This is a genomic window from Alistipes finegoldii DSM 17242 (genome assembly GCF_000265365.1).
Taxonomy (GTDB): Bacteria; Bacteroidota; Bacteroidia; order Bacteroidales; family Rikenellaceae; genus Alistipes; species Alistipes finegoldii.
The window spans coordinates 329,579-347,148 of sequence record NC_018011.1 but is presented as its reverse complement, the minus strand read 5'-3'; the positions used below and the strand labels follow the sequence as shown (position 1 = coordinate 347,148).

The 17,570-nt window shown below is 55.7% G+C and carries 12 protein-coding genes; 3 read left to right on the top strand and 9 right to left on the bottom strand.

Features of this window, described 5'->3' with window-relative positions; genetic code table 11:
- Positions 1-106: 106 nt before the first annotated feature.
- Genes ALFI_RS01610 through ALFI_RS01600 form a run of 3 tightly spaced genes read left to right on the top strand, consistent with a single transcriptional unit; the run spans position 107 to position 2,333 of the window.
- The gene (locus tag ALFI_RS01610) at positions 107-715 is read left to right on the top strand and encodes a rhomboid family intramembrane serine protease (RefSeq protein ID WP_009598629.1); all 609 of its coding nucleotides are present in this window, start codon (positions 107-109) and stop codon (positions 713-715) included.
- Positions 716-719: 4 nt separating this feature from the next.
- A complete protein-coding gene (locus ALFI_RS01605) occupies positions 720-1,871 on the top strand; it encodes an endonuclease/exonuclease/phosphatase family protein (RefSeq protein WP_009598601.1) in 1,152 nt (383 codons plus the stop codon).
- A gap of 12 nt (positions 1,872-1,883) precedes the next feature.
- On the top strand, positions 1,884-2,333 hold the full coding sequence (locus ALFI_RS01600; protein WP_014774514.1) for a NanQ anomerase/TabA/YiaL family protein: 450 nt from the start codon (positions 1,884-1,886) through the stop codon (positions 2,331-2,333).
- A gap of 112 nt (positions 2,334-2,445) precedes the next feature.
- On the opposite strand, the gene ALFI_RS01595 is transcribed toward ALFI_RS01600, so the two are convergent.
- The 9 genes from ALFI_RS01595 to ALFI_RS01555 form a co-directional block, all read right to left on the bottom strand.
- Positions 2,446-3,759 (bottom strand): UDP-glucose dehydrogenase family protein, encoded by a 1,314-nt coding sequence (locus ALFI_RS01595; protein WP_014774513.1) that lies wholly within the window; start codon positions 3,757-3,759, stop codon positions 2,446-2,448.
- 26 nt (positions 3,760-3,785) lie between these two features.
- The gene (locus ALFI_RS01590) at positions 3,786-4,973 is read right to left on the bottom strand and encodes an FprA family A-type flavoprotein (RefSeq protein WP_009598603.1); all 1,188 of its coding nucleotides are present in this window, start codon (positions 4,971-4,973) and stop codon (positions 3,786-3,788) included.
- Positions 4,974-5,224: 251 nt separating this feature from the next.
- Complete coding sequence (locus ALFI_RS01585) at positions 5,225-5,692, bottom strand: lipocalin-like domain-containing protein (RefSeq protein ID WP_014774512.1); 468 nt, start codon at positions 5,690-5,692, stop codon at positions 5,225-5,227.
- An 18-nt stretch (positions 5,693-5,710) separates the two neighbouring features.
- Positions 5,711-7,474: a S8 family serine peptidase gene (locus ALFI_RS01580; protein WP_479682058.1), complete on the bottom strand. Its 1,764-nt coding sequence runs from the start codon at positions 7,472-7,474 to the stop codon at positions 5,711-5,713.
- Between the two features lie 682 nt (positions 7,475-8,156).
- On the bottom strand, positions 8,157-9,956 hold the full coding sequence (locus ALFI_RS01575) for a DUF4302 domain-containing protein (protein WP_014774511.1): 1,800 nt from the start codon (positions 9,954-9,956) through the stop codon (positions 8,157-8,159).
- Between the two features lie 12 nt (positions 9,957-9,968).
- The gene (locus ALFI_RS01570) at positions 9,969-10,859 is read right to left on the bottom strand and encodes a zinc-binding metallopeptidase (RefSeq protein WP_014774510.1); all 891 of its coding nucleotides are present in this window, start codon (positions 10,857-10,859) and stop codon (positions 9,969-9,971) included.
- A gap of 30 nt (positions 10,860-10,889) precedes the next feature.
- Complete coding sequence (locus tag ALFI_RS01565; RefSeq protein WP_014774509.1) at positions 10,890-12,491, bottom strand: RagB/SusD family nutrient uptake outer membrane protein; 1,602 nt, start codon at positions 12,489-12,491, stop codon at positions 10,890-10,892.
- Positions 12,492-12,512: 21 nt separating this feature from the next.
- On the bottom strand, positions 12,513-15,812 hold the full coding sequence (locus tag ALFI_RS01560; RefSeq protein ID WP_014774508.1) for a SusC/RagA family TonB-linked outer membrane protein: 3,300 nt from the start codon (positions 15,810-15,812) through the stop codon (positions 12,513-12,515).
- A 257-nt stretch (positions 15,813-16,069) separates the two neighbouring features.
- Positions 16,070-17,326 (bottom strand): site-specific integrase, encoded by a 1,257-nt coding sequence (locus ALFI_RS01555; RefSeq protein ID WP_014774507.1) that lies wholly within the window; start codon positions 17,324-17,326, stop codon positions 16,070-16,072.
- Between the last annotated feature and the right edge of the window lie 244 nt (positions 17,327-17,570).

The window sequence follows — 17,570 nt, the reverse complement described above, 5'->3', positions numbered from 1 at the left end:
ACCGCTCCCCGCATGATCGGGTTTGCGAATGCAGGCCGGGCCGCGTTTGCAGCCCTGAGAGACGGGACGGGGAGAAAACCGCAACGAAACTGAAAAAAGATAATTTATGAACAGGAATTATTTCCAGACGCCCCCGGTGGTGTTGAATCTGATAATCATCAACGTCCTGATCTTCATGGCCACGGCGTTGCTGCCGAAGGCGGGCAATGCGATCATGGAGTACTGCGCCCTGTCGCTCGGTACGCCGTTTTTCCATGTCTATCAGTTCATCACCTACATGTTCCTGCATGCCAATTTCGAACATATCTTCTTCAACATGTTCGCTCTCTGGATGTTCGGGCGTACGCTGGAGTATGAATTGGGGCAGAAACGCTTTCTGACCTATTACATGGTCTGCGGCATCGGCGCGGCGCTTATCCAATACCTGACGGCACTGGCCTTCGGCGAATTCCCGCTGGTGCTGGTCGGCGCTTCGGGCGCCGTGATGGGACTGCTGCTGGCCTTCGGTGTCCTGCACCCCAATGCGGTCATCATGCTGCTGATTCCCCCGATTCCGATGAAGGCCAAATGGTTCGTTGTCATCTACGGTGTGATCGAACTGTTCTTGGGCTGGCGCGGCGTGGGCAATGTGGCGCATTTCGCCCATGTGGGAGGCATGTTGTGGGGCTTCCTGCTGCTTCAATGGTGGAAACAGCGGGGCATAATCCGTTTCTGACCCTATGTCCGAGACCTATTACAGCGGTTATGACAGCGACCGCGGCCGTAAGCCGCGGCGCAGTCTGTTGCTGCGGCTGCTCGATCTGCTGATGACGCTCCTGACGGCCGTAACGGCCGTTACGATGGTCGTCACCTTTTTCGTCCCCTACGTCGATCCGGGCCGGGTGTGGTTCTTCCCCGTGCTGGGGCTGGCCGCACCGGCGGTCTATGTCGTCACGGTTGTGCTGGCGCTCTATTGGATCATCCGCTGGCGGCTGGTGCGGGCCGGAATCATGGTCGCGCTGGTGGTCGTCGGGCTTTTCAAGGTGTCGCTTTTCTACAGACCTGAGTTCCGCCGTAATTACGGCGACGAGAGGTACGACCGCCGCGCCTTCAAGGTGATGACCTATAACGTGCGGGGATTCTACGGCGAGAACGGACTCAGCAGCGTGGGAGACGTGCTGCAGTTGATCGGCGACCATAATCCCGATATCATCTGCCTGCAGGAGTTCAACGCGCGGCTGGCCGGGCAGTCCGACGAGTTCGCATTGCTGGACGAGAAGTACGAAAGCGCTGTTTTCGGACGTACGCAGGCGCCCGATTCGCTTTACGGCGCGCCGCTGGTGATCCTGAGCAAATACCGCATCCTGCGCTCCGGCGTCGTACTGACCCCCGGCACCTCGGTCTGGGCCGATCTGCTGATCGGCGACGATACGATCCGGGTGTTCAACAACCACCTGCGTTCGACGGCGATCAAGGCGGCCGACAACGACTACCTCACCAGCCGCGGATTTCTCTCCGATACGGCGCGCGAGGACAAACTGCGGAGCATGGCGGGCCGTTTCCGCGAGAACAGCGTGCTGCGTGCCGCGCAGGTGGACAGCATCGCGGTGGTGGTGGAGGCGTGGCGTTCGCGGTGCATCGTCTGCGGCGACTTCAACGATACGCCCATGTCGTACGTTTACCGCACCATGGCCAAGGGACTGAACGACGCTTTCAGCCAGTGCGGTTCGGGCTATTCGCATACGTTCCGCGGATTTTTCAATACCCTGCGGATCGACTACGTGCTCAGCTCGGAGGGGTTCGATGCGCTTTCGTACGAGGTGCCCACGGTCGATTACTCGGACCACCATCCCGTCGTCGTCCGGCTGCGGAAAAATGCAATGAACAACTAATCCGATATAATTATGATTTTCGACTCTTTGAAAAACAGCGCGCTCTATTATTCGTTGAATCCGCGTCTGGAAAAAGCTTTCGGTTTCATCGCCTCGACCGACTGGGTGAAGATGGAATCCGGTATCCACGAACTCGACGGCAAGGATATTTATGTGAATGTCATGGATACCGAATTGAAGAAGCCCGCCGACGCCAAGCTGGAAATCCACAACGCCTATCTCGACATTCAGGTGCTTGTCCGCGGCGAGCGCGAGACCTTCGGCTGGAGCGAACGTGCCGTCCTGAGCAAACCGCTGGGCGGGTTCGATGCCGAGAAGGATATTCAGCTCTTCGACGACGAGCCGCAGACCTGCTACACGATCCGTCCCGGTCAGTTTACGATCCTCATGCCTGAGGACGGCCATGCGCCGATGGTGGGCGAGGGAAGCATACGCAAGATCATCGTCAAGGTCCGCATGTAGGATCGCCGAGACGATAACACGAAGGCCGGAGTGTATGCTCCGGCCTTCGTGTTATATACGGTTACCGCTTCCTGCAGCCTGCCGGATTGCATTCCGGATGCCGCTGCACCTGTTATTTCCCGATGCCGTAATAGCGGAATCCGGCGTTCAGCGCCTCCTCCTTGTCGAGGATATTGCGGCCGTCCACGATGATGTTGTCGCGCATGGCCGAACGCAGGAGCGTCCAGTCGGGCATGCGGAACTGCTTCCACTCGGTGATCAGCGCGACGGCGTCGGCTCCTTCGGCGGCTTCGTACATCGACGCGGCATGATAAACGCGCTCTTCGCCGAGCCTGCGGCGGGATTCGTTGGCTGCGACCGGATCGTATGCGCGGACCGTCGCTCCCGCTTCGAGCAGCCGGTCGATCACGACCAATGCCGGTGCTTCGCGTATGTCGTCCGTTTCGGGTTTGAAGGCGAGTCCCCAGACGGCTACGGTCTTGCCGCGCAGGTCGCCCAGCGCCAGCTGCAATTTGTCGAAAACGATCGACTTCTGGCGTTCGTTGACCCGCTCCACGGCTTCGATCACCTGCATCGTGTAGCCGTGTTCGTGTGCCGTGTGGGCCAGCGCCTTCACGTCCTTCGGAAAGCACGAGCCGCCGTAACCGCAGCCCGGATAGAGGAATTTGCTGCCGATGCGGGCGTCGGAACCGATTCCTTTGCGGACCATCTCGACGTCGGCGCCTACCAGATCGCACAGGTTGGCGATCTCGTTCATGAACGAAATTCGCGTCGCCAGCATGGCGTTGGCGGCGTATTTGGTCATCTCGGCCGAGGGAATGTCCATGAACAGCACGCGGAAATTGTTGATCAGGAACGGCCGGTAGAGCTTGGTCATCAGCTTGCGCGCCCGTTCGCTTTCGACGCCCACGACCACGCGGTCGGGCGACATGAAGTCCTTGACAGCCGCGCCCTCCTTCAGAAATTCGGGGTTCGAAGCGACGTCGAACGGCACCTTGCACTTCCGCCGGGCAAGCTCTTCGCGGATTACGGCCTTGACTTTCTGCGCAGTACCTACCGGAACGGTGCTTTTGGTCACCAGCACCGTATATTTCTTGATATTCCGCCCGAACGTGCGGGCCACTTTCAGCACGTATTTCAGGTCGGCCGAGCCGTCCTCGTCGGGCGGCGTGCCTACGGCCGAGAAGACCACCTCCACGTTGTCAAGACAATCCGTGAGTTCGGTCGTGAAGTGCAGACGGCCCTCTTCGACATTGCGCCGGACGACCTCTTCCAGCCCCGGTTCATAGATCGGGATGACGCCGTTGTTCAGCCCGTCGATCTTCTTTTTGTCTATATCGACGCACGTGATGTCGAGGCCCATTTCGGCGAAACAAGCCCCCGAAACCAGACCGACGTACCCCGTTCCTACGACTGCGATTTTCATATTGTGAGTTTTTGGTGTGTGTATGTTCAGCGGCGGAAGCGCTCGGCGACGCCGTCGGCGAACCGGCTGCAGAAGTCGTGGCAGCCGGACGAGAAGCCCTGCTTCATCTCCACGGGATCGCAGATCGGCTCCCACTTCATGCGCTGCGCGAATTCGCCCATGCCGCGCACGGCGGCCCCGGCCCAGCAGAACGATCCGAACCACCCGAAGTTGCGCTGCGGGACGCAGCGAGCGGCGATCAGGTCGAGCAGGCGCGCCGCGGGCGGGTAGATGCCTCCGTTGTAGGTCGGCGCGCCGACGATCAGCGTGTCGTAGCGGAACACGTCGCGCAGCACGACCGATTCGTCGGCGAACGAAAGGTTGTACATGACGATCGGGCCGACGCCCCGGCTCGCAAGCTCGCGGGCGATGCGTTCGGCCATCTGCTCCGTGTTGCCGTACATCGAACCGTAGGCGAGCACTACGCCGGGTTCTCCCTCGTAGCGGCTCAGACGGTCGTAAATATCCATTACCTGCGGAATCTGCCGCTGCCATACGGGACCGTGGGTCGAACAGATGGTCGTGGGGTTCAGTCCGCGGACCTTTGCCAGCGCTTTCTGCACGGGGCCGCCGTATTTGCCCACGATGCAGGCGTAGTAGCGGCGCATCTCGTCCCAGTAGCGCGACGGGTCGAGCTGCGAATCGGTGATGCCGCCGTCGATAGCCCCGAACGTGCCGAAAGCGTCGCCAGAGAAGAGCGTCCCGGCTTCGGCGCACCACGTGACCATCGTTTCGGGCCAGTGTACCATCGGCGCCATGTAGAACGAGAGCGTCTTCGCGCCGAGCGAAATCGTGTCGCCCTCCTTGACTTCGAGCGTCCCGGTGTCGATGCCGTAGAAGCCTTGGATCATTTGCAGCGTCTTGGCATTGCCGACGATCCGGATGTCGGGGTAGAGCAGGCGCAGGGCGCGGATGGACGACGAGTGGTCCGGCTCCATGTGATTGACCACGAGGTAGTCGATCGGGCGGTCGCCGATCGTCTCGCGGATATTTTCGAACAAACGGCTTCCGAAAGCCTCTTCGACGGTGTCGATCAGGGCGACCTTCTCGTCTGCGACCAGATATGCGTTGTATGAAACTCCGTGGGGAAGCGACCAGAGGCCTTCGAAACGGGTTGTCGTGCGATCATTGACCCCGACGTAATGAATGCCGGGCAGAATTTCGGTGATGTTCATAATATGTAACGTATTTTGTCCAAAGATAGTGAAAAATGTGCCAAAACGGAAATCGAGAGCTATCCGGCTGTCCGTCTGATGTTTCTGTAAATATAATTTCTCTTCCAGAGGGCAAATATAACAGTTTTTCGGACATGAACGGCGTTTGCGTCCGGAAATCGGCCGCCGGTGGGGTGTGAATGACTCCGGCATGAAAAAATCTCCGGTCATAAGACCGGAGATTCTCTGTTTTGACCTTTGCGGCGGACGGCCTACAGCGCCAGCCGTACCGCCGAACGGGTGGATTTCATCACGGCGGCGCCCTCCTTGACCGAATTCGGAATCGTGCTGCGCTCGTATACGCTCACTTCCGTAACGTTCGTGGCGCTGGTCAGCGTCAGCGTGCTGCCCGATTCGTTGAATGAAATGTCGTAGGTGCTTCCGAAGTTCTTGCCGCCGCTGTATTTTCCGCTGAGCACGTCGTTCTGCACCTGATAACTGCCGGTGAATTTCTGGTATTTTACCTCGGCGAGCCTTTGGTATATCTCGAAAGTATTGTCCGCTCCGAACGAGAGGTAAATATCGAAATCCTGCGGAGTCTCGCCCGTCCATGTCTTGAGCTGCCACTCGCCGACGAGCTGTTTTGCCGTGGGCGACACCTTCTCCTTGTCCGACGATCCGCAGCCGGCGAACAGACACAGGCCCAATGCGGCCAGTACGATATAGATAGTCTTTCTCATAGTTTTCATACGTTTATATTATAACCAACCCCCGTTGCCGGCTTGTACCGCGCGGGCGATGATCGCGAACTCCTTGGTGATCTCCATGCCGCTCATCTCTCCGTTTGCCGAGGAACTTCCGGCCATGGCCTTGATCTTGATCTTGGCGACGCCCGGTTTGGTGCATTTGATCTGCAGTTTTCCGTACGAGAACGCAGGCGCGGCGGTGATCCCCAGCTTGTCCATGTCGGCCTGCGACATTTCGGCGCTCTTGTAGGTCAGGTTCGCCGAAGCCTGCCCGAAGAACTTGTCGAGCGAGAGCACCTGCTGTACGCCGACTTTAGCCGGCAGGCAGGGCGTGCCTTCGATCTGCATCAGCAGCTGGTAGGCATCGATCGATCCGGTGCCCATATTCTTGCGGTAGTTGCGGAGTACCATGCCGTTTTTGGTGCCGCCGATGATATAGGAGTCGATGTCGTTTACGGCGGTCAGGAGCATCGATTTGAACTCGTCCACCGTGTAATGCCTGCCTTTGGCCAGCGCGTAGGAGAGTCCCAGCGCAGCGACGCCCGATACGTGGGGGCAGGCCATCGAGGTGCCCTGCATGTAGCCGTAGTCGGCTCCGTCGGTGCCGAGTTCTGCGGGCAGCTCGGAAGGCAGTGTCGAAAGCACCTGCGCGGCGCTGGTTCCTGCGGGCGAGATGCTGGCGTCGCCGCCCGGAGCCGCGACGTTGCAGCCGGGACCGTAATTCGTGTAGTAGGCCGGCAGGTAGTCCGGGCCGAACGAGGTGACCGAAACGTAGCTGCGGTAGCCGCCCGGATAACTTGCGAAGTTGGTGGCGTCGTTGCCTGCGGCGAAGATCGCAAGGCCTCCGTCGAGTACGTCGTTGTTCTTTTTCGAAACGAAGTAGTCGATCGCCTCTTTTTCCGCAGCGTAATTCCTTTCATAATAGCTGTCCGACGTGAACGGCGACTGAGTGGGGTAGCCCCACGAACACTGGATGATCGAGGCGCCGTTGTCGGCGGCGTATTTGATCGCGCGGACCGAAGTCGAGATGGTGCCGCCGTTTCCGCCCGAAAAAATCTGGCACGACATGAGTTTCACGCCGTCGTTGCTGCCCGTGCCGCCCGCTACGCCGCAGACGCCTTTGCCGTTGTTGTTTACGGCGGCTACCGTACCTGCGACGTGGGTGCCGTGGCCCGAATCGCCGTCGTATTTGCCTTTATTGTCATAATGCGATACACTCCATGTCAGATCGGAGGAGTTTGTAGCGAAGTTGTAGCCATGTACGTCGTTCTTATAGCCGTTCCCATCATTGTCGGTGTTTGCCGCACCGTTCAGTTCGGCCTTATTTACCCACATGTTGTCGGCCAGATCGGGATGGGTGTATTTCACGCCTTCATCGACGATGGCGACGATGATCGAAGGGCTGCCGCCGGTCAGTTTCCATGCCTCCGGAACATTGATGTCGGCGCCTGCGGCCGTCGTAGCCGCGAACATTTTGTCGCCGTTGTTGCTGTAGTGCCATTGGTTCGGAAGTCCGGGATCATTGAAGCCGCTGCCGGAGAAATCGGCGCGGGTCGTCCCCGTCTCGTCGATTCTGAACGGCATGGGATTGCCGACCGATGCCTTTTGCAGTTTCGTGTCGAATTGTATGCGGCTCACTTCGGCCACTCCGGCCAGCTCCCTTGCGGCTTTTTCCAGATCCGCGCCTTGGCCGAAGGTGAGTATGTACCATTTATGCAGCCCTGCGGCGCGGGTCTGTTCTTCGCTCCGGGCGTCGTAAGTGAAAAGACGTTCCAACGAAACGATCTCCAGACGGCTCAGAACGTCGTCTACGGAGGCGACTCCCGAACGGGTCGCCGCAGTGCGGGTTGCGGCAGCGGTGCTTTCGATGCTTTCGACCGCACGGTCGTTGAAATAGACCAGAAGCGTTTCGGCCGCCGCATCGGCGGAGGTGTTGACGATCTTGGCCGACGGAGTCTGCGCGGAAGTACCCCCCCCACGTTATTATCCATATCCGGATCGGTCGTACAGCCCGCCAACAGCAGGAATGACGCAAAAATGAGTAATTTTCTGTTGTTCATAACTATGATTTTGAATAGTTGACAAAGGATAGGAGCGGCAGATCTTCCGGAGCGGATTTGCAGTGTGTATATGCCGCCGGCGTATGGTTCAAAAAAGATTCCATAAATGGTTCGTAACGGAAGATTAAGATACAAATATGCGATTTTGTGCGGATTTATGCAAATTATTATCCTATTTATTATTTTATGGAGACGAACCGTCCCAGCCTGCATTCCGCTTGAAGACCTCTCCGGCAGTCGGCTGCGCCTGCCTGCGCGCCTAAGAGTCCATTGACAAACATGAGTCCGGTGCAATACCGAACTCATGCAGATGAAACGATGGTAATCCCTCTAAAATTTGGGAGGAGTCATTCGATAATGACTCCTCCCACCCCTATTGATCAATAATGCAAGGGCTCTTATTCGAGCTTTGCAGCTTTTACATTGATGCCGATCTGAAACGACGATAAATTCATCTGCGGAATATCCGATAATTTGTGGTACCGGATTACAGTATTGACGTTCGTCAGAGCAGCGGCTTTGGCGGGGGCGCCGGCAGCCGATTTCTTAACCATCTTGAACGGTCCGACCGGATGATCTCCCGATGTAAATCCTGCTGCGGGACCATAAGATCCGTAGCTGCCTCCGGTATCTATGAAATATCCTACCGTACCTACGGTAAACTCTTCGCCGTCCGAGAACTTGCCCTTATAGCAGGAAACGGAAGCTGTTCCGTCGGAATTCATAACGCCGGTCAGAGCCGGGTAGCTGCCAGAGACGATATAGGTGCCCGATGCTGCGATTCCGCGGGCGATAAGATACGGCGTACCGTTGGGATCCGAATACGGGAGTTCTTGCCCGTTTATGATCTCGAACGAATTGTTGGTTGCTTTGAAGTCGGCAGTTCCCGCCCAAGTCAGTCGGCGGACCGAAATATCCCAGCCGGTCAGCGAATAAGAGGTGTTGGCGACCTTCTTGGCAAGCGTGATGTCGAATGTAATCGGCTGCTTGCTCTTTTCGGACGACGTACTGGTGACGGTCCATGTACCGAGCCATGCTTGGTATTCCGGCGACATCGGATCGCCCTGACCGCTCACGAAAGCGGTGCCCTTTGCCAGTTCCGTGATCGGATAGATCCAGCCGTTTACGATTTTAAGACCGAATGCGCAGGGTATGTACTCCGTGTCGGAATCTACCGTCAGCGTTTTCATCATTTTGCCGAGCGACAATTGGTTCATCGACGTGATTCCGTCCATCAGTTCGTACAGAATCTCCTCATCCGATGCACTTGCGAATGCACTCGACGGCACGACGTCGAAATAGTAGTACTCGTTTGCAACAGTCGGCGTCGTTTCTACGTCGACCGAAGTTGCCTTGATTCCCGATACGGCGAAGGTAAACTTATTGTTGGATACCGTTTCCTGAATCCGGGCGCCGCTTACCTCGTCGGTGAACATGCCGCCGCTCCAAGTCATCTCCTCGATCGACACTCCGTCGACAACCAGCGGCTCATAGAACTTGAGTCCGGTATCCTGCGTGTAGATGAAGCTTGCGGGAATCGTTCCGTTTTCAGTCACAACCGAAAAATAACGGGAGTTATAACCGGCCGCCACCTCGCGCGAAATGTCGTAGGTCTTGCCGTTGAGAACGAGTTCGTAGGACCGGAAATTGTCCATCTTGTTCACATCCGCGGAATATTTGCCGAACATCGTGTTCCATGCGGTTTCCGGCAGGGGAGTCAGCACGATGGTGTTCTGGGTCTTCTTGCCGCGCAGAACGACTTTGTCGGCCGCGTAGCTCATGATGATGAACTCGCTGTCACCTCCCATACCCGTATTGGTCGGGCCGACACCGGAGTTCGGCTCCGAATAGATATGGAAGTAGGGATTGTAAGTGTCGAAATTGATCGTGGGACCGTAATCCTGATCGTACGAGTAGAGACTCTCGGCGGTCTTGCCGGCGCCTCCCGCTTCGGAAGTTACGGTAACCGTTCCGTTCTGGAACTTCATGTAGATCGCAATGCCTCCGTACTCCTGCGTCGCACTGGGATAGTACTCCATCAGCCAGCCGTTGGCAGCTCCGGTCAGCGCCTTTTCGGTGCCCTCCTGCACCTCGCGGATTCGCTCACTGGCCGTTTTGCCGAAAGCGTCCTTGTCGTCTTTGAGGCACGAAGAGAGGACAAGCGGCAAAACCGCTAATAATATGATAAGTTTTTTCATCTCTTTTACGAATTAAATGTTATAATCGAGCGACCAAATCTCATTCTGCCGACGTAATACCACTTTTCGCAGTTCATCGATATTGATATCCCATGTGCTGAGCATGTAGGCACGCATGATATCGTTCTTCTGTTCGAGAAGCGGACGTCCGGCGCTGCCGCCTTGTGCGAGAATGGCTTCCCATTCGGCAGCCGTCGAGGTTACGTAGAGCGAGAGCTGTTCCACGAAATCCTCATCGGGAGCCTTCGACGAATAACGCGTGATAAACCCGGCCTGACGAGCCGCTGCATCCGTCCGATAGGTGTCGAAGCATGCGTCGCCGACGTAGCTCGAAGGCGTCACGGCGTTGAAGTCGGTCGAGTAGGGCCGCGTCTGGTGGAGGATGTGACCGAACTCATGGTGCATGGTCTTGAAGAAGAGCTCGTTGAGCTGGTCGATATTCTTCGTCTCCAGCAGATAGTCGATGATGTTTACCTGATAAAGGGTCATCATCTTACCGCCTTCGGCCACACCGAGTACGATATTGTTGTTTTCGTTATAGGCCGGCGAACCGATAACATGGACGATCTTCGGGAAGTTCTCGCTGATGAACTGCCTGTTGCCCGTCACTTCGTCGTAAACCTGCAGCGTCAGGTGCAGCGTCAGCTTGGCCAGTTTGATCGCCTGTCCGTAATCTGCGGGAGTCAGGTTGTAGTCCATGTCGCCCAGAACATCTTTGAAACGATATTTGAAATCGATGTTGTAGGGTTCCAAATAGTTCTTGGTAAGCCATCTGTCGAAATCGTTCTCGACGGTAGGCGAGTCGAGGACAGCACTCGTCTTTTTCAGGTCGTCCTCGGAGCAGCCCGCCAAAACGAACACTCCGAACACTGCCGTCATAAGTAATATAATATTCTTTTTCATCGTATATCCTGTTTTATCGTTAGCATCTGATTATCTCGGGTTAGGAGTCAGGCCTGCGGCAACGACATCCATCGGCAGCTGCATCGCGCAGCGCGGGTCGCGGGCGTGCAGTTCGTCGGTAACGCTTCCGAGCGTGTTGTAGCTGGCCAGCTTGCGACGATAGATCGTAATGCCGTAACGTTTTATGTCGAACCAGCGCAAACCGAGGTGTACGGTCTCCACACGGCGCAGATGCAGCAGCGCATAGCACATGTTGGTCTGCGTGCCGGCTTCGAGCGGGAAAGCCGTCTCGCCGAAAGGTTTCTTCACCGTGGGATTGGCCGGGGTATACTCCTTCGTGTTCTGCGCCCACTGGTTGACGTTGGCTTCGGTGAGCGTCTGGGCGCCGGATTTCACATATTTGCTGATCCAGAGGTTCATGTCGTTCAGAGCCGGGCCGTATTCTTTCTTCATGATGTAAGCCTCGGCGCGGCAGAGCAGCGTCTCTTCGGCCGTAAATGCGGGGAAAACCGTATGCGCGAGTCCCGTCTGCATCACCGGGTCCTTGATCTCGAAGAGGTAGGGCGCACGCCATGCGAAACACTTGTCGGCTTTACCGGTATTCATTGAATACGGCGCAGAGTAGAGCGTATAGCTGCTGCCCCATGGAGCCGTCGGAGCGCGGAAGGTTTCGGTCTGATCCAGCCAGTTACCGTGGGAGAACCCGGTGTAGGCATTGTAAGGACCGAACGAAATGCCGGGAGCATCGGTTATCGAGGTCTGCAGCAGCAGATTGCACTTGTGCGAGTAGTCGATATAGTCCATCGTGCGAAGCAGGGTCTGTCCGTCGGCCGACTGCAGTCCCAGCTTGCCGTTCGCTTCGAGGTCGCGCATCATCGTTTCGGGAGCGCTTCCCAGCACTACCTTCGCGGCGGCGATACACTCGTCCCACTTCTGATAGAAGAGGTAGAAACGGGCTGCAAAAGCATAGGCGGCCTTCTGGTTGAAATGGTACTTCGGCACCGAGTAGAACTCGTCGGTGATCAGCGGCAGACCCTCGATCAGGTCGGCGTCGATCTTGGAATAGACATCGGCCAGCGTACCGCGGGTGTATTTGGGGTTGAGTATCGTTTCGGCCTTCTCCATGTAGGGGATGCCAAGGTCTTCCGACGCATACTGCGGATTGTAAGCCTGACAGAACATATTGGCCAGACAGAAATGAGCGTATGCACGGCAAATGAGCGCTTCGCCCTTGGCGGCCTTCAGCTGCGGGGTGTCGGCGCCGCCCAGCTCCTTGATGGCGTCGAGCGCTTGGTTGGCAGCGGCAATCGCCATGTAATACTGACTCCATACGGCCTGAGGCGCTTCGTTGGTAACGGCCGCCGTAACGTCCTGCCAGCGGTAGTACTCTTCCTGTTCGGGTTCGAAGTTCGGTGAAACCAATGCCGTTTCATCGACATTGTCCGATGCGTATTCGCAGGTTACGGGGTAGGTATGTTCGGAATATGCCGAAACCAGCAGACTGGTGATCTTGTCGCTCGAATCGAGTTCGGTTCGGTTGTCCGGCATCTCATCCAAAAAGTCGTTACAAGCGGGAAGCGCCACGAGGGCAGCCGCGAGTACGATTAGCGTGGTTATTTTTTTCGTATTCATATTTTTCAACTTTAGCGTCTGTTATAAACCGATTTTCAGCGTCAGCGTAAATTGCTTGGGCACCGGAACCGCAACACCGCCGGTATTGAAGAATTCGGGATCCTGACCGTTGAGCTTCTTGTCGGCATAGATCAGGAAGAGGTTCGTAGCCTGAAGTTTAAGCGACATGTTTGAGAAACGGAGTTTCTTGATCCAGCGCTTCGGGAAGTCGTAGGTCAGCGAAATCTCCTTCATGCGGATGAAGTCGCCCTTGGCGATACGTGCCGTCGAATAGTTGTAGGCATTGTAAGCGCGCGAAAGGTAGTTGTCCTTCTTGACCTGACGCTTGTTGGCGATAACCGGAATATCCGTATGGTTCTCATCGCCCGGACGCATCCAGCGGTTGCGGAACTCGCGCGGCATGGAGAGCAGGTCGCTGTAGGATTCGGAGAAGACCGGATCCAGACGGATCACATTGCCGAACGAGTAGGTGATGAAGACATTGAGCTTGAAGCCGTAGAGACGGAACATGTTGCCGAAGCTACCGAAATCCGTCGGATCGGCCGTACCCGAATACTTCAGATGTCCGAGGTTGTTACGCTCTTGGAAGTTGATCGAGGTGGTCGTGAGCTGGCCTTTCTCGTTGATGAACTGCGGGATACCCTCGTCGTTCAGGCCTTGGAAGTCGAACGAGAAGATCGAACGCGAAGGATAGCCTTCCATACCGAAACCGGTGCCCGATACGAGGTCGATGGCACGCTTGTACGACATCAGGTCGGTCACCTCCTCTTTCAGGTGCGAATAGATGAAGTCCGTAGACCAGCTGAAATTCTTGGTTTCGATGTTGCGGGTCGAAAGAGTCAGCTCGACACCCGAAGATTTCAGACCGGCGACGTTACCGTATTTCATCACCTGACCGCCGATACCCTGCGTGTTGATCACACCGATCAGGTCGTGGTTGTCACGCTTGTACCAGTCGGCTGCGAGGCTGATGCGGTTGTTCAGGAAGCCCATGTCGATACCGACGTTCACCTCGTTCTTCTTCTCGTAAGTCAGCTCGCTGTTCTCCAAGTCGTAAATCGTCAGACCCGACTCGGTAACACCGGCCGAAGGACGCCACGGGGTATTGCTCGTAATGACGACGCGCGAGTTGGTCACGAAGCTGGGGCCGCGGTCTGCGGTCAGCGAGTAGGAAGCCTTCAGCGACAAGTGCGACAGTGCGGGACGCAGCGCCTCGAAGAAATTCTCTTCGTGTACGTTCCATGCACCGGCGACGTTCCATGTCGGCAGCCAGCGGGCGCTGCGGCTCTTACCCATGCGGTTCGTTCCTTCGTAACGGAAGGTTCCGTTGAGGGTGTAGCGGCCGTTCCACGAATAGGTGCCGTTGAAGAAGAAAGCGACGTTGCGGTAATGGGTGTCGGCCAGACCGAAGTAGTCGGTGTTCTCCTCCTTGCCTTTCTTGAATACCTCGTAGGCGTAGAAGGGGATCAGGCCCATCGAGTACTGCATACCCCAGCCGTTGAACCAAGATTCGTGACGGTCGCTCTGGTTGACCTCCATACCTCCGTAGAGGTTGATAATGTGCTGGTTGTTGATCTCCGTATTGTACGAAGCGGCAAAACGGAAGTCGTACGACAGCATGTTGTTGTCGCGGCGCTTGTAGATACCGCCCTTGGGCAGGATCGAAATAGGCACTGCATACGCATTGTCGGGATCGGTATACAGGAACGGGTTGTTGTCACGGATCACCGTAGTAGCCATTGCACGGTAGGCGCGGGCCTGATTCGAATAGTCCGTAATGTTGTGCTCCTGCGTCGTAGCCGAATATTTGATGGCGGCCAGTGCGCTCAGTTCGAGACCCGTGACGGGTTTGTAACGCAGTTCTGCTTGGAACTTCGTATCCACGACGTTGAGATCGATGTAGTTCTTCCCAAGTTCGTCGAGAATGTTGAACGGAGCGTAGTTGCGCGTGTAGAATTCATCGGGATCGAGCGTCCGGGACGAATTCATCGCATACGAGTAGGGGTTGATGTCGAAATCGCGCTTTACCTCGCCGAATACCACGTCGGTCGTCGCGGCCAACGTACCCGGAGCCGTTTGCTTACGGTAAGAGCCGCTCGAAATGAGGTTCAGCGTCAGATTGTCGAAAATATTGTAGGTAGCGTTGAGGTTCGCCGTATAACGCTCCACCTCGCTGGCCTTGGTCCATCCCGGATCGAACATGGCGCTCATCGAAGCGTAGTACTGCGACTTCTCGGTACCGGAGCTGAGGCTGATCGAGTGCGTGTGCATCAGCGAACTCCGGAAAAGTTCCTTGAACCAGTCCGTGTTGCGGTACTCGGCCTTACGCAGGTAGCGGTTGCGCGCAGCCTCCGTATTTTCGAGTTTGCCCGTATTTACCAGCTCCCACATTTTGCCGTAAACACCGCTCGAAGAGGCGTTTGCGATAGTCGAGTTGTTGAGCCAGCCCTTAGCGGCCATTTCCTGATATACCGACATCTGATCCTGAGAATTCATGATGTTGAAATCGGCATAGCGCGGCGTCATGCGGAACGTATAGTCGCCGGTATAGCTGATGCGGCTTTCGCCTGCGCGGCCTTTCTTGGTCGTAACGACGATCACGCCGGCCATAGCGCGCGCACCGTATATGGAAGTTGCGGAACCGTCTTTCAGAATGCTGAAGCTCTCGATGTCGTCGGCGTTGAGACCTGCGATGGCGGAGCTGATCAGCGTCGTGGCGTCACCCGAAGAGAGTGCGTCGGCGTCGATGTCGATCACATCCTCCATAATGACGCCGTCCACAACCCAGAGGGGCTTCGAGCTGCCGAAGATCGACGTCGCACCGCGGACGCGGATCTTGGGAGCGGTACCGAACGTACCCGATACGTTCTGCACCGAGACACCGGCCGAACGGCCTTCCAGACCGCGGCTGATATCGGCCATACCCGAAAGTTTCACATCGTCGGCAGAAAGGCGGTCCGCCGCACCCGTAAAGAGTCGTTTGTCGGTCTTGGTCATACCCGTAACCACGACGGACTCGATAGTCTGCTCGTCAGGAACAAGGGTAATCTGCATGTTCGGACGGATCTTCACATCCTGCGTAACATACCCCAAATAGGAGATTTGCAGTTCCTCGGATTTCGCCGGAACATTGTTCATAACGAAAAATCCCTGCTGATCGGTGGATACACCGATGGTCGTACCTTTGACGATAACCGAAGCGCCGATCACGGCCGCTCCGTTTTCATCAACGACACTACCGCGCACTTGTTTGGCTTGGGCGAATGCCCCCGCTGCAAACACAAGTACTCCAATTAACGATAGTAGGATTTTTTTTACCATAAGCGTTAATCTATTAGTTAATTTTTTAAAATAAAAAGTTCACTAGCAAAGATAAACGTTTGGCGATTCATATACAAATAAATTTTTAAAATAATTTACTACTATTACACATATTCTGCGGATTAACGTCCGCCACTTACAGTTTTCCCGGCAAAGTGTCGGGCTGGTTACAGATTGTAACCGCCGGTTTTCGGTCTTTTCGGTGATTTCCGGTGATTTTCCCTCCGGGAAGGGGCGCAAGGGGCGGATGACGGCGCTTAGATGAGCTTTGTGCCGGCTTCGGGTGCATCCGGAGGAAGCAAATTGCGGTAAAGGGAGTTGATTCGCTTCGACAGACGTTCCATTTCGCCGTCGAGCTGCGAGTGCGTAATGGTGGCATAAATCTGCGTAGTTCGTATGTTTCTATGTCCCAGCAGCTTGCTGATCGTCTCGATAGCTACGCCCTGCGACAGGGTGATCGTCGTGGCGAAGGTATGGCGGGCCGAATGGAATGTAATCTGTTTCATAATGCCTATTTCGGACATGATTTTGTCGAGACAGGCATTGCACCAGCCGTTGCTCGGAAGGTCGAAGATTCGCTTGGTCCGGGTCATCGGCCTGTGCTTGAGCAGAATGTTGTAAGGCACTTCGAACAGCCGGACGTTTACTTCGGAACCCGTTTTGCGGCGCGTCGTACTGATCCACAACTGTTTATTCACCTGCTGGATATTTTCCAGCGTAAGGTCCTTCATGTCGATATAAGACAAGCCGGTGAAACAGCTGAACAGAAAGGCATCCCGGATAAGTTGTAAGGTGGGAGTGTCGCCCTCGTACTGCATCAGTTTGTTGATCTCGCTCATGGAGAGGTAATTGCGCGTTACGAATTCGCTTTGTAATTTGTAATTTGCAAACAGATCCTTGTTCATATAGCCTTTGCTGCGGGCCAGCATCAGGATGTGTTTGAGGGCGATCATGTAGATCCACGTGGTATTTTTCTTATGGGCGCACTCCTGCGCTATGTAGGAATGAAAGCCCGTAAGGAATTCGCGGTTGAGTTCCTTGAACATTAAATCCTTCCGGTTGTACTTGTCCCAGACGAAATCCGCCAGATGCCGGCATACACACCTATATTTATAATATGTGGTCATGCTGCGGCTGACGCCGACCATGCGTTTGAATTCGTCGTTGTGCTGCTTGAAGAAGGCGACCACGGTCTCCTGCTTGTGATTGCCGCCGAAATACATCTCTTTGACCATCACCGGAGTAACGAAGGCCTGCTCGTAAAAGAGCTTGTTGTAGCATCTCTCGATGTGAAATCGGATATTGGCCAGCTTTTCGTTGATTTGGACGGCCATGTTGCTCCGTCCGCAGACCCGCCCCTGTGCGGTGTCCCAACTGGCGGGAGTGACCGAGAGCCGTGTGGAAAATTGCGTCCGCTGTCCGTTGATCGTGATGCGTCCCATGATCGGGGCCCAACCGTTCCGCAGAGGCGCATTCTTCTTGATGTAGAATAGAACCTTGAACGTGTTTCTCATTGTTTTTAACAACCTTTTTCATTAACCTATACAATACACAAACCGCTTTAAAGGTAATGATTAAGTAACAACCATATGACGCAGGATTGAGTCTAAATAGCTTATTTTCCCCTTGTTGTCGTATTCGGAAGGGTTACGCTGTAGTAACAGATGTGCAACCGATACAACGTCCTGTTGTGAGACAGACGTTTGGTTATCAATTAATTAGACTGCAATTGGCAGATTTGGCCGGAGACGGGCCTCG

Excerpts from the sequence above, each read along its gene's own strand:
- ALFI_RS01610 (WP_009598629.1), top strand. The coding sequence starts at position 107 with ATGAACAGGAATTATTTCCAGACGCCCCCGGTGGTGTTGAATCTGATA.
- ALFI_RS01605 (WP_009598601.1), top strand. The coding sequence starts at position 720 with ATGTCCGAGACCTATTACAGCGGTTATGACAGCGACCGCGGCCGTAAG.
- ALFI_RS01600 (WP_014774514.1), top strand. The coding sequence starts at position 1,884 with ATGATTTTCGACTCTTTGAAAAACAGCGCGCTCTATTATTCGTTGAAT.
- ALFI_RS01595 (WP_014774513.1), bottom strand. The coding sequence starts at position 3,759 with ATGAAAATCGCAGTCGTAGGAACGGGGTACGTCGGTCTGGTTTCGGGG.
- ALFI_RS01590 (WP_009598603.1), bottom strand. The coding sequence starts at position 4,973 with ATGAACATCACCGAAATTCTGCCCGGCATTCATTACGTCGGGGTCAAT.
- ALFI_RS01585 (WP_014774512.1), bottom strand. The coding sequence starts at position 5,692 with ATGAGAAAGACTATCTATATCGTACTGGCCGCATTGGGCCTGTGTCTG.
- ALFI_RS01575 (WP_014774511.1), bottom strand. The coding sequence starts at position 9,956 with ATGAAAAAACTTATCATATTATTAGCGGTTTTGCCGCTTGTCCTCTCT.
- ALFI_RS01570 (WP_014774510.1), bottom strand. The coding sequence starts at position 10,859 with ATGAAAAAGAATATTATATTACTTATGACGGCAGTGTTCGGAGTGTTC.
- ALFI_RS01565 (WP_014774509.1), bottom strand. The coding sequence starts at position 12,491 with ATGAATACGAAAAAAATAACCACGCTAATCGTACTCGCGGCTGCCCTC.
- ALFI_RS01560 (WP_014774508.1), bottom strand. The coding sequence starts at position 15,812 with ATGGTAAAAAAAATCCTACTATCGTTAATTGGAGTACTTGTGTTTGCA.
- ALFI_RS01555 (WP_014774507.1), bottom strand. The coding sequence starts at position 17,326 with ATGAGAAACACGTTCAAGGTTCTATTCTACATCAAGAAGAATGCGCCT.